This is a genomic window from Rubrivirga sp., from assembly GCF_049648075.1.
Lineage (GTDB): Bacteria > Bacteroidota > Rhodothermia > Rhodothermales > Rubricoccaceae > Rubrivirga.
Map to the genome: position 1 here is coordinate 1 of NZ_JBARYR010000154.1, position 15,984 is coordinate 15,984.

General features: G+C 67.9%; 14 protein-coding genes. 12 read left to right on the forward strand and 2 right to left on the reverse strand.

What is annotated here, in order from left to right:
• The 11 genes from WBA11_RS04300 to nuoH all read left to right on the forward strand — a co-directional run.
• Positions 1 to 1,271, forward strand: a 1,271-nt coding sequence (locus WBA11_RS04300; RefSeq protein WP_424519492.1) for a M16 family metallopeptidase, incomplete at its 5' end; no start/stop codon positions are given.
• A 332-nt stretch (positions 1,272 to 1,603) separates the two neighbouring features.
• Positions 1,604 to 1,981: an NADH-quinone oxidoreductase subunit A gene (locus WBA11_RS04305; protein WP_424519493.1), complete on the forward strand. Its 378-nt coding sequence runs from the start codon at positions 1,604 to 1,606 to the stop codon at positions 1,979 to 1,981.
• A 117-nt stretch (positions 1,982 to 2,098) separates the two neighbouring features.
• The gene (locus WBA11_RS04310) at positions 2,099 to 2,644 is read left to right on the forward strand and encodes an NADH-quinone oxidoreductase subunit B (protein WP_424519494.1); all 546 of its coding nucleotides are present in this window, start codon (positions 2,099 to 2,101) and stop codon (positions 2,642 to 2,644) included.
• A gap of 3 nt (positions 2,645 to 2,647) precedes the next feature.
• Entirely contained in the window at positions 2,648 to 3,433 is a 786-nt protein-coding gene (locus tag WBA11_RS04315; RefSeq protein ID WP_424519495.1) for an NADH-quinone oxidoreductase subunit C, read from the forward strand.
• Positions 3,434 to 3,492: 59 nt separating this feature from the next.
• Complete coding sequence (gene nuoD, locus WBA11_RS04320) at positions 3,493 to 4,920, forward strand: NADH dehydrogenase (quinone) subunit D (RefSeq protein WP_424519496.1); 1,428 nt, start codon at positions 3,493 to 3,495, stop codon at positions 4,918 to 4,920.
• Positions 4,921 to 4,997: 77 nt separating this feature from the next.
• Positions 4,998 to 5,720, forward strand: a complete 723-nt coding sequence (nuoE, locus tag WBA11_RS04325; protein ID WP_424519497.1) for an NADH-quinone oxidoreductase subunit NuoE — start codon at positions 4,998 to 5,000, stop codon at positions 5,718 to 5,720.
• A complete protein-coding gene (locus tag WBA11_RS04330; protein ID WP_424519498.1) occupies positions 5,721 to 6,557 on the forward strand; it encodes a hypothetical protein in 837 nt (278 codons plus the stop codon). It begins immediately after the preceding gene.
• Positions 6,558 to 6,599: 42 nt separating this feature from the next.
• Complete coding sequence (gene nuoF / locus WBA11_RS04335) at positions 6,600 to 7,988, forward strand: NADH-quinone oxidoreductase subunit NuoF (protein ID WP_424519499.1); 1,389 nt, start codon at positions 6,600 to 6,602, stop codon at positions 7,986 to 7,988.
• Between the two features lie 65 nt (positions 7,989 to 8,053).
• Positions 8,054 to 8,599 (forward strand): DUF4920 domain-containing protein, encoded by a 546-nt coding sequence (locus tag WBA11_RS04340; RefSeq protein WP_424519500.1) that lies wholly within the window; start codon positions 8,054 to 8,056, stop codon positions 8,597 to 8,599.
• Between the two features lie 20 nt (positions 8,600 to 8,619).
• On the forward strand, positions 8,620 to 10,335 hold the full coding sequence (locus tag WBA11_RS04345) for a 2Fe-2S iron-sulfur cluster-binding protein (protein WP_424519501.1): 1,716 nt from the start codon (positions 8,620 to 8,622) through the stop codon (positions 10,333 to 10,335).
• 198 nt (positions 10,336 to 10,533) lie between these two features.
• On the forward strand, positions 10,534 to 11,604 hold the full coding sequence (nuoH, locus tag WBA11_RS04350) for an NADH-quinone oxidoreductase subunit NuoH (RefSeq protein WP_424519502.1): 1,071 nt from the start codon (positions 10,534 to 10,536) through the stop codon (positions 11,602 to 11,604).
• Between the two features lie 385 nt (positions 11,605 to 11,989).
• Here the strand turns inward: nuoH and WBA11_RS04355 are convergent, their stop codons facing one another.
• Both WBA11_RS04355 and WBA11_RS04360 read right to left on the reverse strand, forming a co-directional pair.
• Positions 11,990 to 12,463, reverse strand: coding sequence for a hypothetical protein (locus WBA11_RS04355; RefSeq protein WP_424519503.1), 474 nt, complete (start codon positions 12,461 to 12,463; stop codon positions 11,990 to 11,992).
• Between the two features lie 57 nt (positions 12,464 to 12,520).
• A complete protein-coding gene (locus WBA11_RS04360; protein WP_424519504.1) occupies positions 12,521 to 15,403 on the reverse strand; it encodes a penicillin-binding protein 1A in 2,883 nt (960 codons plus the stop codon).
• Between the two features lie 247 nt (positions 15,404 to 15,650).
• On the opposite strand from WBA11_RS04360, the gene WBA11_RS04365 reads away from it, so the two are divergent.
• Positions 15,651 to 15,984 (forward strand): RNA polymerase sigma factor (locus tag WBA11_RS04365; protein ID WP_424519505.1); only part of this gene is annotated, 334 nt, incomplete at its 3' end.

Consider the following 15,984-nt stretch of genomic DNA (forward strand, 5'->3'; position numbering starts at 1 on the left):
ACGTCAACCAGAGCACGATCCAGATCGCCCATCCCGGCGAGCTGCAGCTCGACGACCCCGACTACCCGGCGGTCCGCGTGATGAACGAGATCCTGGGCGGCGGCTTCGCGAGCCGCCTGTTCCAGACCGTCCGCACCGACCTCGGTTTGGCCTACGCCGTCTTCGGCCAGTACGGCGCCGGCTACGACGCGCCCAGCGTGTTCTACAGCGGCGTGTTCACCAAGTCCGAGAGCACCGTCGAAGCCGTCCAGGCCATGCAGCGCGTGATCGCGTCGATGCAGACCACGCCTCCGACGCCGGAGGCCCTGGCGCTCGCCAAGGACAGCTACCTCAACTCGTTCGTGTTCAACTTCGACACCAAGGACGAGGTGCTCCGCCGCGTGCTCACCTACGACCGCTACGGCTACCCGGCCGACTTCCTCCAGACGCTCAAGGACCGCATCGAGGCCGTGACCTCGCAAGACGTCCAGCGCGTCGCGCAGCGGTACCTCAAGCCGGACGAGGCAAAGATCCTGGTGCTCGGACGCGCCGACGACTTCGACCAACCGCTCACAGCGCTCGGCACGCCGGTAACCATCGACATCGCGATTCCGACCGGCGCTCCCGTGGGTCCCGCGGGCGACACCGTCGCAGGCGCCTCCGCCCTCGAGCGCGCAGCCAACGCGATGGGCGGAGCCGACCGTTTCGCCGCCCTCGAGGTTTACGCGACCATGACGGAGACCGAAGTCGCGCAAGGCCCGATGGCCGGCAACACCATCTCAGGCACGACGCTGATGGCGCCGCCCAACCGGATGCGTGCACAGCAGAACACGCCGTTCGGCGAGATCACGGTCGTCCTCAACGACGGCCAGGGGCTCTTGATGGTCGGCGGCCAGTCGCAGCCGGCCCCGCCCCAGCTCGCCGCCCAGGTCCGCGACCAGGCCTACCTCTCGCCCGTGTTCCTCATGACGCAGTACGCCGACCTCGAGGCCGAGGCGCTCGCGCCCATGGACGGCCTAGACCAGATCCGAATCAGCGCTTCGGGCTTGTCGACGCCGGTCACCTACGTCCTCGATGCCGACGGCCGGCCGGTCCGCGCGATGACGACGGCCGTCGGGCCGGAGGGGCCGATGGAGGTCGTGGTCGAGTTCAGCGACTACCGCGACGTCGACGGGCTGATGCTCCCCTTCCGCACCGTCCAGACCGACGGCGGCGAGCTCTCCCAGACGACGACGATCCAGTCCTACGACCTCTCCCCGACCGTCGCCGCCGACGCCTTCGAGGTCGAGTAGCCAACGCGGACAGGGACGACGGGCGCGGCCTCGAGGACGGGGCCGCGCCTTTTTGTCGGCCCGAGCGACGCCGAGAGCGCTTGGTAGGGCGCTCCCCTTCTCGACGCGCGCCACGCCGACCTCGAGGCCGTGCTCGCCCGGAAGCCCAGGCGTCAGCGTGCCGGACGAACACGACTGCTTGTGGGCGACGCCCTCGAGGTCGGCCGAGGCAGAACGATGTCACGCCCTCGGGGGCGGCGGAGCTTCCCGCAAGGTCCATCGACGACGGGACATCCCGGACCCGCGTCCGGCGCCCGAGGTCGTAGCTTTCGGGTTCCCTCTGCCCGGTCGCGATGCTCGCTGAGTTCCTCCCGCTTTTCCTGATGGTCCTGCTCTCGCTGGGCCTGGCGCTGACGCTGCTTCTGGTGGCGAACAAGTTTGGCCCGAGCCAGCCGAACGCGGTCAAGGAGAGCCCTTACGAGTCCGGCCAGGACCCGGTCGGAACGGCGCGCGACCGGTACTCGGTCAAGTTCTACCTGGTCGCGATGATCTTCATCGTGTTCGACGTCGAGCTCGTCTTCCTCTATCCGTGGGCCGTCTCGTTCCGAACGTTCCTCGAGGCCGGCGGTGGAGCCGCGCTCGCGTCGCTCTCGATCATCGGCGTGTTCATCTTCATCCTGGTCGTCGGGCTCATCTACGACGTCAAGAAGGGCGGCCTCGACTGGGACTGACTCCGTGCGGACGCGTCCTCGAGGACGGATCCGCAGCTTTCACTTTTGATTGAAAATGGTGCACAGCGGACCACCGCAGCGCATCGCCCGTTTAGCACTGACACTCCCCCTCGCACCATGTTCAGCGAAGAAGGCGGCTTTCTCACCACGACCGTCGACTCGGTCGTCAACTGGGCGCGGTCGAACTCCCTCATGCCCATGCCGATGGGCCTGGCCTGCTGCGCCATCGAGATGATGGGGTTCGCCGGCCCGAAGTACGATGTCGCCCGGTTCGGGTCTGAGGCCATGCGGTTCTCGCCGCGCCAGGCCGACTTGATGATCGTCGCCGGCTGGTGCTCCTACAAGATGGCCCACACCGTGCGCCGCATCTGGGACCAGATGGCCGAGCCCAAGTGGGTCATCGCCCAAGGCGCGTGCGCCTCGACCGGCGGGATGCACCGCTGCTACGGCGTCGTCCAGGGCATCGACAACTTTCTACCGGTCGACGTCTACATCCCCGGCTGCCCGCCGCGCCCGGAGGCCATCATCCACGCGCTGATGGACATCCAGGAGAAGATCCGCGTGACCGAGTCGGTCGCCAAGGACGTCCGCTTTACCGAGGAGCCCAACCAGCTCATCGAGGGCCGGCTCGTCACTCCTGACGGCACTCCCGTTACCGCGTAAGTCATGGCTGAGAACACCGACGGTCACGGGGCCGAGACCACGCCGACACCGCCCTCGACGGTGTCCCTGTCGCCCGTCTCCGACGCGATGGTCGGCGGCCCCGACGACGCGCCGTTCTTGGATCCGGCCGAGCAGTCGCAGACGCTCAAGTTCCACTTTACGCCGCGCTCTGCCCTCGCGGGTGAGATGGAGCGGCTGCAGACCGAGAACCCCCACGCCAAGTTGACGTGGGTCGTCCCGAAGGTCCTCTCGGCGTTGCAGGAGGAGTTCGGCGACGCCATCCAGGACGTGGTCGGCTACGCCGGCGAGACGACGGTCTTCGTCGAGAAAGGTCGGATCAACGACGTCTGCCGCTTCCTGCACGACGAGGTTGGATTCGACTACTTGACCGACATCGGCACCGTCGACCGGTTCACGGAGGACGACCGCTACGAGGTCTTCTACAACCTGTGCGCCCTCGAGGCCAAAAAACGGATCCGCCTCAAGGTGCGCGTCGACGAGTCCGACCTCGAGGTCCCGACCATCGTCGACGTCTACCCCGGCGGCAACTGGCACGAGCGCGAGGCCTGGGACATGATGGGCATCCGGTTCGCCGGGCACCCGGACCTCCGGCGCATCTACATGCCGGAGGACTTCGAGTACCACCCGCTGCGGAAGGAATTTCCAACGTTGGGCATCCCCGGCTCGCTCCCGCTGCCCCCGAACTCGCCCGACGGCGAGCTCCAGCCGGACCCGTACGCCCGCGCCCACGGCATGATTCCGAAGGACCTCTCGACCGACGCCGACTGACCCCGCCCGGCCTCGAGGCCGGCTCCCCCCTTGACGCGGCCCCGAGGTCGCACACCCCCATGGCGACGACGGACCAGAACACATCTCGAGCGCACGCCGCGGCGCCGGGCACGTCAGAGGACCTGTTCACCTTCTGGCCCCGCCACAACGCCGCGCTCTACCAAGCGCTAGCGGACCGCCACACTCAGGTCGAACTCGAGGCCGAGGCGGAGCAGGCGGCCGTCGAGGTCGCCCACGCCAAGGCGAAGGCCCAGGGCCTCGAGGTCGGCGGCGACGGCGCGGACCTCTCGGCGGTCCCGATGATCGCGGAGGACCCGCTCGAGTCCAAGATGGTCCTCAACCTGGGACCGCAGCACCCGGCGACGCACGGCGCGCTTCGGGTCGTCTGCCAGCTCGACGGTGAGACCATCGACAAGTGCCTGTTGGACATCGGGTATCTGCACCGCGGCATCGAAAAACTGGCGGAGGCGAAGACCTACCAGGAGTTCATGCCCTACACGGACCGCATGGACTACATGTCGCCGTACTCGAACAACGTGGCGTGGTGCCTCGCGGTCGAGAAGCTGGCCGGCATCGAGGTCCCCGAGCGGGCGCAGTGGCTGCGGACGATCGGCTGTGAGTTGGCCCGGATCTCGGCCCACCTGCTGTGGGCGGGGACGATGGTGATGGACGCCGGCGCGCTGTCCGTCTTCTTATGGACGTTCAAGTACCGCGAGGAGATCTACTCCATCTTCGACGAGATCGCCGGCGCCCGCTTCACGGTTTCGCACTCCCGCATCGGCGGACTCGCGTTCGACTTCTCGGACACGTCGCTCGCCATGACGGAGAGCTTCTGCGACGACTTCGAGAAGCAGATCGCCGACTGGAAGAAGCTGCTGAACCGCAACCGGATCTGGATCGACCGGAACGAGGGCGTCGGTGTCCTTTCGCGCGAGGACGTGATCGCGGAGGGCTACACCGGCCCAACGCTGCGCGCCTCGGGCGTGGCCCACGACATCCGTGCCTTCGAGCCGTACCTCGTCTACGACCAGGTCGACTTCGACATCCCGATCCGCACCGAGGGCGACTCGCTCGCCCGGTACTTCGTGCGCGTCGAGGAGATGGAGGAGTCCGTCCGGATCATCCGCCAGTGCCTGGCCCGTTTGCCCAAGGGTCCCGTCCGCACAGACAATGCCAAGGCGGCGTACCCGAGCAAGGACGAGGTCTATTACTCGATGGAGGGCATGATCCACGACTTCATGATGACGGACACCGGCGTCTCCCCTCCCAAGGGCGCCGAGTGCTACCACGCCATCGAGAGCCCCAAGGGCGAGCTCGGCTTCCACCTGGTCTCGGACGGGACCGGCAGCCCGTGGCGCGCCAAGATCGTGACCGGCTCGTTCAAGAACTTGCAGGGCCTGGAGACGATGATGGAGGGCGCGATGGTGGCCGACACCGTCGTCCTGATCGGCTCCGTGGACCCCGTCATCGGCGACAGCGACAAATAGCGGGTCAGGGTTCAGAGGTAAGGGTTCGCAAGGACCTGCACCTGAGCGAACCCTGAGCCCCGAACCCTGAACGGATTATGACTCCTGAAACTCCCGGCCCCTTCGTCTCCCCGACGCCGCAGTACGTCCCTGGCGAGGCGCCCGAGCGCACGTTCTCCGACGCCGAGTTGGTCTGGACCGACGATGAGCAGAAAGCCATCGAGGCCTACCGGGCGCAGTACCCAACGCCCGACGGCGCCGTGATGAAGACGCTGTGGCTGGCCCAGCGGAAGTGGGGCTGGCTCCCGCCCGAGATCATGAAGCTGGTCGCGGAGACGCTGGGCATCCCGTACGCCAAGGTCTACGGCGTGGCCACGTTCTACACGCAGTATTTCAAGGAGGAGAAAGGCCGGTACGTCCTCGACGTGTGCACGTGCTTCTCGTGCCAAGTGTGCGGCGGCTACGACGTGCTGCACTACCTCGAGGACAAGCTGGGCGTTGTGAAGGGCGGGACGAGTGAGGACGGCCTGTTCACCGTCCAAGAGGCCGAGTGCCTGGGCGCGTGCGGCTCCGCTCCGATGCTCCAGGTCACGAACGGCCCCTACGTCCACAACCTGACCGAAGAGAAGCTCGACGCGATGATCGACGCACTACGCGCGCAAGCGACTGCGGACGTACCCGTCGGCGACGCCGGTGCCGTCTTGCCGTTCGAGAGCATCACGCTCCCCCAGGACGAGACGGAGCTCGGCGGCAACCGACGCACCGATGCCGAGGTCGTGGACACGTACCAAACGCCGCCCGTCTCCGAGACCATCCACTAGGTGCCAACCGCCCGCCTCGCCGACCGTCAGATCCGAGCCGCCGCCGCCCAGGCCGCGCTCCGGCTCGACGTGCGCGGGCCGGTCTCGAAGGCCCTCGGTGACGCCGGCATCACGATTGAGCCCGCCGACCTCGAGCGCGTCGTCCTCGAGGACGAGAGCAACCCCAGAGATCGGGCGCCGGAACCACGTGTCCGACCTCGAGGGCGCGGACTCGAGCCGACCCACAAGCCGTTCAAGGACACGCCGTGGCCGAGCCGCAGTTCGACCTCGAGGGCGACTCCGGCGTCGGGCCTAACGCCGGATGAGCGCCGCGTCCACCGCATCCTGCTCGAGCAGCTTGAGCTTGCGAGCCAATACGGGCATGGGACTGGCACCATCGGGTTGACGTACGCGGAGAAAAAGCACCTCAAGAGCCTCAACCTCGCGTTCATCGAGGACGAGATCGCCAAGATGGACCGCGGCCTCGACGCGTCCCACCCGGCCGTCGGCTGGGGGATCGGGTTCGGAACCGCGATGATGGTGGCGACAGCTGGACTGTTCGCTCTGATGGGTGAGACCGCATTCGTCGCTGGGTTCCTATTGGTCGCACTCGCCGTGTTCACGCTCGGCCGCCCCTTCGTTCGAATGATGGAGGGCGTTAGCCAGTCCACGACGCCGCGGCGCAAGATCTACCACGCGCTCCGCGAGCTCGCGCTCCTGGTCCACGACCTCCCCGAGTCTCCGGCTCTCGACCACGCCGACCGCGTGATCGACCAGTTCTCCGTCCTCGAGGACGAGCCTCTCGATCTCGAGACCGGCGCCTCGAGGACGAACCGCCGCACCCGCACGCACTCCTAGCTTTCTACGACCCGACCTCGAGGTCGGACTTCCCCCAAGACCATGGCCGACACGCTTCTTACCGGACAGTCCAAGGCCGGCGACTGGCGCAGCTTCGAGCGCGTCATCCTGCCGCCGATCAAGGACCTCCACAAAATCGAGGTCTACGAAGAGAAGGCCGACGGCTACAAGGCGCTCCGCGACGTCGTCAAGAACGGCAAGTTCGACCCGACGGGCCTGACCAACGAGGTCAAGGCCTCGGGGCTGAGGGGCCGCGGCGGAGCCGGGTTCTCGACCGGGCTCAAGTGGTCGTTCATGCCGCCCGTCGACCCGGACAAGCCGAGGTACCTGTGCTGCAACGGCGACGAGTCCGAGCCGGGCACGTTCAAGGACCGCCAGATCTTCGAGTACAACCCGCACCTGATGATCGAGGGGATCATCCTGGCGGGCTACGCGATGACGATCAAGACGTGCTACCTCTACATCCGAGGCGAGTACGACGACTACGTCACGCACGTCCAGACGGCCGTCGACGAGGCGTACGCCAAGGGCTACATCGGCAAGAACATCCTGGGCACGGACTTCTCGATGGACGTGGTCGTCCACGCGGGGGCCGGCGCCTACATCTGCGGCGAAGAGACGTCGCTGATGAACTCGCTCGAGGGCCGGCGCGCGTACCCGCGCATCAAGCCGCCCTTCCCCGCTCAGAAGGGCGTGTTCGGCATGCCGACCACGATCAACAACGTCGAGACGCTCGCGGACGTCCCGCTCATCGTCAACCGCGGCGCCGAGTGGTTCGCGGGGATCGGGCCAGAGAAGCACACGGGGCCGGTCCTGTACGGCATATCGGGCCACGTCAACAAGCCGGGCGTCTACGAGTACCCGACGGGCATGCTGATCTCGGACTTGCTCGAGGTCGCCGGCGGAGCCCGCGGTGGCAAGAAGATCAAGGCCGTCGTGCCCGGAGGCTCGTCCACACCGCCCTTGACGTGGGAGATGGCCCAGCCGGCCACGATGGACGCCGAGACGTTGCGCGAGGCCGGGTCCTCGATGGGCACCGCCGGCCTGTGCTTCCTGGACGAGGACACCGACATGGTGAGCTTCACGCGCCGCATCGCCCATTTTTATCATCACGAGTCCTGCGGTCAGTGCACGCCGTGCCGCGACGGGACGGGCTGGATGGAGAAGCTGCTCGCCCGGATCGACGAGGGCAACGGGTACACCCGCGACCTCGACCTGCTGCTGGACCTGTGCGACCAGATGGAAGGCCGGACCGTCTGCGCGCTCGCCGACGCCGCCGCGTGGCCGGTCCGCTGGGGCATCAAGCGCTTCCGCGCCGACTTCGAGGCCCGCTGCCAGCCCACCGCCTTCGCCGGGGCCGACCTCGAGTCGTCCGGTGACGGGGCGGCCGTCGACGGCGACAAGGTGCTCACCCCGACCGGCACACCGTAACCGACCTCGAAGACGCGACCTCGAGGTCGCACTAGACACCCTCCGCGGCCTCTACTTTCGCTCCCATGAACCGACTCCTTCCCCTCCTCCTCGTCCTGGCCGCGTGCGGCACGTCCGAGACCGACGCCGACCTCGAGGCCGCGCCCTCGATGGAAGAAACAGCGACCGGCCCGTTGGGCACGACAGTTCCTGGCGGCGAGGCGTTGTCACCCGACGAGTTGATCGCCGGTGCCGAGGACTTTGCCGGCCGCTCGGTGACCGTCCAAGGCACGGTCCGTGAGGTGTGCCAAAACGCCGGCTGCTGGCTGACCCTCGCCGACGCCGACGGCCGCACGGTCCGCGTTGAGGTCCCGCGCGACGACAACGGCACCTACGAATACACCTTCCCGACCGACGTCAACGGCGCGACCGTTCGCCTGATCGGGATGCTCGAGGTCACGACCGAGTCCGTCGACGACCAGCGCCACTTTGCCGAGGACGGCGGCGCAACGGCCGAAGAACTCGAGGCCATCACCGAGCCCAAGCAGACCTTGGTCCTGACCGCGCTCGGCGCCGAAGTCGAGCGCGGCCCCGCCGGCACCACCATCGAGGACGACGCCCTCGAGGCCTAGCCCCCTAGACAGAACACGACATGCCACAGGTCACGATCGACGGAGTCGAGTACGAAGCCGACGAAGGGACGAAGATTCTCCAGCTCGCGCTCGACGAGGGGACCGAAGTCCCCCACTTCTGCTACCACAAGTCGCTCTCCATCCCGGCCAACTGTCGCCAGTGCCTGGTCAAGGCCGGCACGCCGATGTTCGACCGGGCGACCAAGGAGCCCGTCCTCGATGACGACGGCAACCAGAAGATCAACTACTTCCCCAAGTTGATGCCGAGCTGCGCGCTCGACGCGACAGAGGGGATGGTGGTCCACACCCAGCTGTCGTCCGTCGAGGTCGCCGAGGCCCAGGCCGACAACCTGGAGATCATGCTGGCCAATCACCCGCTCGACTGCCCGATCTGCGACCAGGCCGGTCAGTGTCCGTTGCAGATCCAGGCCTACAAGTACGGGCCAGAGGGCAGCCGCTTCGAGTTCGAGAAGGTCCACAAGCCCAAGCGCGTCCAGCTCGGGCCGAACGTGGTCTTGGACGCCGAGCGCTGCATCAACTGCACGCGCTGCACGCGGTTCACGGCCGAGATCACCGAGACGCACCAGTTGACGATCATCAACCGGGGCGACAAGAACCACCCGATGACGGCGCCGGGCGAGGTCTTCGACGACCCGTACTCGATGTGCACCGCCGACATCTGCCCCGTCGGCGCGCTGACCGAGGACTACTTCCGGTTCCAGGCGCGCGTTTGGGAGATGGACAAGACGCCGACGATCTCGGACTTCGGTGGCAAGGGCATCAACGTGACCGTCTGGACCAAGAACAACGAGGTCCTGCGCATCACGCCGCGCGACAACCAGGACGTCAACGAGTCCTGGATGCCGGACGTGGCCAGGTTGGTCTACAAGTCCTACAACGAGGACCGCGCCTCCGGCCCCTTGATCGGCGGAGCACCGACGACCTGGGAGGCCGCGGCTCGCGAGGCCGGACGTCTGCTCAAGGCCGCCGGCAGCGACGTCGTCTTCCTCGGCTCGTCAACCGCGACCGTCGAGGACAACTACCTGCTGGTCAAGCTCGCCGCCTCCGTCGGTGCCCAAGCGCCGCAGTTCATCGACCATCGAGGACGGCAAGAGGGCGACGACTTCCTGATCTCGAGCGACCCGTCGCCGAACACCGAGGGCTGCCTGCGCCTGGGCATGGCGCCCGTCGACCCGAGCGTCTTCCGCAGCCGCGTCGCCGGCGCCAAGCTCGTCTACATCCTCCAAGAAGACCCCGTCGCCCACGCCGTCCTCGACGGCGCCGACCTCGAGGACGTACCAGTCGTGCTCCACGCGACGCACACGACCTCGAGGACGCCGTTCACGGTCTCGCTCCCGATCGCGATGTCGGTCGAGACGTTGGGCACCTACGTCAACGAGGACGGCCGCGCCCAGTTGTTGCGCCCCGCCAAGATGGTCAAGGCCATGAACCGGTCGCTCCTGATGGCCTTGGGCACCGGCGTCGGACGCCGGAGCAAGGTCGGGACGCCGTTCGACCGCTGGCACGACGAGGACAACCAGGTCGATTGCCTCCCGGGCTGGGCCACGTTGCCCCAGGTCGCCAAGGAAGTCGGCCTCGACCTCTCGTACAAGTCGCCCGCGGCCATCATGGCCGAGGTCGCGTCGAAGGCCGAGTTCCAAGGTGCCACGCACGGCGCGATGTCGATGCTGGGCGTCCCGCTTGAGACTGCCGACACGCCCGCCCTCGAGGCGTAGCTGCTCTCCGGCCCGTCCTCTAGGTCGCAGGCCGGCCTCGGGGACGGCGCCACTTTCCCACGTCGCCGTCCTGACCGCGCTGCCCGGGGTTCCATCCGCAGGCCGCGTCCTCAGTAGAGATCCTTCGACTTCGGGCTTCACCCTCTGCCCAGCACGCCAAAACGGCCGTAGTCTGGCCCCCGCGCTTTACCGCTCCGAATGGACTCCGTCCTCAGCTTTCTCGTCTCCGTCTGGGAGGTGCTCGATCTGCCGATCGTCATCTTCCTCGTCCTCAACGTCTTCCTGATCACGGCGTCGCTGCTGGTCTACGCCGAGCGGAAGGTGTCGGCGTTTATCCAGGAGCGGTCGGGGCCGAACCGCGTCGGGCCGGGGGGCATCCTGCAGTCGTTCGCGGACGTGTTCAAGCTGATGTTCAAGGAGAACATCGTCCCGGTGCAGGGCAACGCGTTCATCCACAGCCTGGCCCCGGTCTTGATGGTGGTGATCGCCATGACGACGGGGTCGCTAATCCCTTGGGCGCGGACGCCGGGCGGCGAGGCCTTGGCCATCGCGCCGATGGGCGTCGGGCTGTTGATGGTGCTGGCGCTGACCTCGATCTCGGTCTACGGCGTGACGCTCGCCGGCTGGTCCTCGAACTCGAAGTATTCGCTGCTCGGCGGCCTGCGCTCGAGTGCGCAGATGATCTCGTACGAGCTCGCGATGGGCGCCGCGGCGCTGTCGGTCGTGCTCTACTCGGGATCGCTCGACCTGTTCGTGATCGTCGAGAGCCAGAACCACCCCGAGGCCGGCATCTTCGCCTGGAACATCGTCCGCAACCCGGTCGGGTTCGTCGTCTTCAGCGTGTGCGCGTTGGCCGAGACCAACCGAGCGCCGTTCGACTTGCCCGAGGCTGAGCAGGAGTTGGTCGGCGGATATCACACGGAGTACTCGGGGATGAAGTTCGGGATGTTCTTCCTGGCCGAGTACGTCAACCTGTGGATCGCGTCGTTGCTCATCACGACGCTGTTCCTGGGCGGCTACCTCCTGCCGTGGGAAGCGCTCTACGCCGACGCGATCCCTGGCGTCCTGCTGACGCTCTTGCAGGTCGGGTTCTTCGTCGCGAAGGTCTCGTTCATCGCCTTCTGCTTCATCTGGATCCGCTGGACGCTGCCGCGCTTCAAGTACAACCAGCTCATGAACCTGGGCTGGAAGTACATGCTGCCGATCTCGATCGCCAACATCCTGGTGATCGCGTTCCTGGTGGCGATCTACCAGTTGTTTCTCGGCTAGCGTCCTCGAGGGCGCCGGGCCACCTCTCGACGCACCAGCTTGATCTACGGTCTGATCGGGATGGCGTGCGCGGTCTCCGGAAGGTGAGACGACCTGATCGCGTCTTGGTCAGCGGCGTCCCGTCCGCTACCGTCGGTTCAGGAAGTCATCACTCAGGGTCGGCCGATAACTGTGGGGGGCGGAGAGCAGTTCGAGACGGAAACCGACGAGCGGACACGGCCCTCATCAGCACTGATGCGTAGCGTCTGCGCCCTCGAGGATGCGGCCCGAGCATGCCGGGCGTCGACCCCGACACAGCTTGACCTTGAGGTCGGATTCCCTCGAGTGGGCGAGTCCGCACGACCTCGAGGCCGAGCCAGGAGTGGATGGCGATCAGGACGGCGCGCTAGTCGTCGTCGTCATCCCAATCGTCGTCGTCGTCGTCTCCGCGCCGGTCGCGCCGGTCGTAGCGCCGGTCGCGGTCACGCTCGAAGCGCTGAGTAAACCGGCGGTACTCGCGGCGTTGGCGTCCGCGTAGCTGGCGCTCGATGGCCCGGTCGGTGTCGTTCCAGAACCGGTCGACCTCGCGAGAAGCGCGAGCACGGCGTGGGAACGGGGACTCCACGCGGCTTCGCCGGTACCGGTCCTCGAAGCGGTACGACCGGTCGTAGAGCACGTCGCGAACCCGCTCTTCCTGCCGACGGTCGAGCCGGACGGCCCGATCGACCTCGCGGACGTACCGATCGACGCCTCGGTTGTCGTAACCGCGCTCGTCGTAACGCCGGTCTGTGGGGAAGCGGTCGGCCTGTCGGTAGAGTTCCTCGAGGCCGACGCATCCGACCAGGGACGCCGCCAGCGCGAGGAGAAGGAGAGATCGCATGTGCGGGAGGGTGGTGGGACCTCTCAGCCGCTCAGGCATGACGCCAGGTAACGCGAGCTACCAGCCGATCCGCCCCGCCTCCGGCGGCACGTCTCCGGGGCGGTCCGGCCTCGAGGGCGCCTCCGGCTCGACGGGCGCCTCTTCGACGGGGCCAGCCTCGAGGCCGTCCAGGACCTCCTCGTCCTCGAAGACGCCGCCCGCCCCGCTCTCGATGAGAGGACGGTCTCGCGACTGCTCTTCGAGGAACTCGTCCAGGCCATCCAGACCGACTTCGCGCTCGAGCTCTCGGGCAGCCTGGGAGATGGCGCGGTCGCGAGCGTCACGGATGCGTTCCGCCCAACCGTCACGCCCACCGCTCCGCTCGAACTCCTGCGCCGCGCGGCGCAAGACCTCTCGGGCCGCGTCGCGGATGAACGGGTCCTCAATCTGGTCGAGGTCGGCCCAAGCTTCCTCGAACCACTCGAGGTTCTCCTCACGCGGGTCGCTGCGATCGGGCCGTCCTCGAGGGCGCTCGACAGGCTCGGAGTCGTAGCGGTCGCGGCCAGGCGTGCGCGGACCGTAGTCGCTCGGCAGGTCGTCGGGCTCGAACCAACCCGCGACAGTGTCTCCGGCCCACCGTGAGAATCGGTCCCACATGCCGGGCCCCTCGGCCTCGTCGGGCGGGCGTGGGAATTCGAGGGCCGTGTCGACGAAGCCCTGGCGCTGCGCCGTGCGGTGGAAGTCGCCGACGACGCGCAAGGCGTTGTGACCGCCTTGGCCCCAGTACGCCGACCGGAACGTGACGCGCGGGTCGTCGAAGCCGACCCAGGCGCCGGTCACGAGATCGGGGCGCATCAGCAAGAACCAGCCGTCGGCGCCGTCCTGCGTCGTCCCGGTCTTTCCGGCCAGGTCGCCACGTGCGCCGAAGCTGGACCGGATCTGGGAGCCCGTCCCGCTGTCGACCACGCCGCGCATCATGTCCAGCAAATCGACGGCGACGTCGTCATCGAGGACGGTGCGATGGTCTTCGTCGAAGCGGGCGACCTCGAGGCCGTCCCGGTCGGTGATGTGCGTCACCACGACGGGCGGGCGCCGGACGCCCCCGGAGGCGATGGTCGCGTAAGCGCCGGTCATCTCCAACAGCGACACCTCGCTCGTGCCGAGCGCCAAGGCCGGGACGGCCTCCAAGCGGCTCTCGATGCCCATGCGCCGCGCCGTCCGCGCCAGGTCCCGCGCACCGACGTCCTGGACGAGCTGCGCCGCGATCGTGTTCTTCGAGGTCGACAGCCCCTCGCTCAGCGTCACCAACTCGCCGGAGGACCGGCCGTTGGCGTTCGTCGGCTGCCACACGACGCCGTCGGACATCTCGATGGCCACGTCGCCGTCGACGAGCGTGTCGTCGGGGCGCCAGCCCTCCTCCAGGGCGCGGGCGTAGAGGAACGGCTTGAACGTCGAGCCCGGCTGCCGGCGCGCCCGCGCGACGTGGTCGTAGGCCGAGCGGCCGTAGTCGCGGCTGCCGATCCAGACCTTGACGTGCCCACTGGACGGGTCGACGGCCGTCATGGCGACCTCGAGTCGCATCTTGACTTGGCGCAGCGAGTCGAGGAACGTCGGCGTGGCGCGCAACGAGTCGAGGACGGCGTCGGGCTCGCGCCCGGCCTCCAAGCCTCGTCGGTAGGCGCGCGTGTCGCGGACGAAGGCGTCGGCGGCGGAGCGACGGAGGTCCCAGAACCGCTCGAACGGCTGCGTCGTCCTCGAGGCCGTGTAGTAGGGCGCCGTCGTTGGGCCGAGACGTTCGGCAGAGCCCCGTCCCCACTCGACGTCGGCGACGGTCTGGAGCGCGTCGCCGAACTTGCGGGTGCTCTCCTCGGCGGCCCGCTGCATCCGCATGTCGAGCGTCGTGTGGATCGTCAGGCCGTCGCCGTAGATGCTGTAGCCGTTCCGCTCGCCCCAGTCCTCGAGCATGACGCGGACGTGCTCGGTAAAGTGCGGGGCCAGGCTCCGTTGCATCGACTGCCGCTCGAACCGGAGCCCCAGTGGCTCGTCCTCGAGGGCGGCGCCTTCGGCGGGGTCGAGGCCGCCGAACTTGACCATTTGCCCGATGACGACATTCCGCCGCGCCAGCGCTCGCTCGGGACGGCGGTACGGGTTGTACATCGAGGTCCCCTTGAGCATCCCGACGAGCGTCGCGGACTGGACGACGTCGAGCGAGCCCGCGTCGGTCGAGAAGTAGGTCCGCGCCGCCATCTCGATCCCGTGCGCGTTGTAGAGGAATGGGACGGTGTTGAGGTAGAGCTCCAGGATCTCGTCCTTGGAGTAGACCCCCTCGATCTTGAGCGCCGTAATGGCCTCGCGAAGCTTCCTGGTCACGCTCGCCGCGTTGCCCACACGGTCCGGGAAGAGGTTGCGCGCGAGCTGCTGCGTGATCGTCGAGGCGCCGCGCATCCCCCGACCGGTAGAGACGTCTTTCAGAACCGCCGCCCAGCCCAGCAAGTCGACGCCGTGGTGGTCGTAGAATCGTCGGTCCTCCGTCGAGACGAGGGCGGTCACGACGTGGGGCGAGACGTCCTCGAGGGCGCGCCATTCCCGGCCTCGACGGGCGTAGCGCGTCAGCGTCGTACCGTCGGCCGAGACGACCGTCGACGGGTCGATCTCGCGGGCGTCGCGCAGGTCCCCAACGCTCGGCGTGAAGGGCCACAAGACGAGGGCGTACGCGACGACGAGAACGAAGCCGGCCACGCCAGCGACCGCTCCTGCGCCGACGAGCCCTCCAAAGCCCCACGCGACGCGCTTGCCCCGAGACGAATCCGGGTCTCGCACCTTCGCCCAAACGGTCGTGGCGCCGGTTCGGAGCTTCGTCCACAGCCAGACGGCGAACCGCCCCACGGTGCCCCACGTCCAGGCCAGCGCCCGCCGCCAGAGTGGCGCGGCCTTCGGAGCCTTTGTCGTCGTGTCGGGCATGGGTGGTGAGCGTGGCAGTCGCCTCTACGGAGGGACACGGCGCGCGGATGCACGGGCCTGTGAACGAGTGACCGAGCAGACCTCGTGCCACGGCTCAACCCGCGACCTCGAGGTCGACGCCGAGGGGCCGCGGCCCGGGAAACGGGGGATCGCGACGCGGCGCTCTCGTCCTCGAGGACGGAAATCTCGGACCCCGTGCGACCACCGGGCTGAGCCGGCCGTCTTCTTAGTAGAGACCCCGCCCTCGATGCCTCGCCGATCCGACCCCGACGCGTTCCTGACCGCCCTGCGTCCGCACTACGACGACGCGCTCCGGACGTGCCGCGCGCTGTGCGCCGGGTGGTCGCCGTCGCACGCCGAGGACGTGTTCCAGTCGGCTCTGCTCCGCGCGCTCGAACGGTTCGACGGCCTCGAGGACGCGTCGCGCTTCCGGCCGTGGTTCTTCCGCGTGCTCACGCGCACGTTTTACTCGGCCGTCCGCCGTCACCGCGTCCGCCGCGTGCTGCCGCTGCCGACCGAGACCGAGGCCGAAACGCTGGGCCTGTTCGCCGACGACCTCGAGGCCGGCGACCGGACCGACC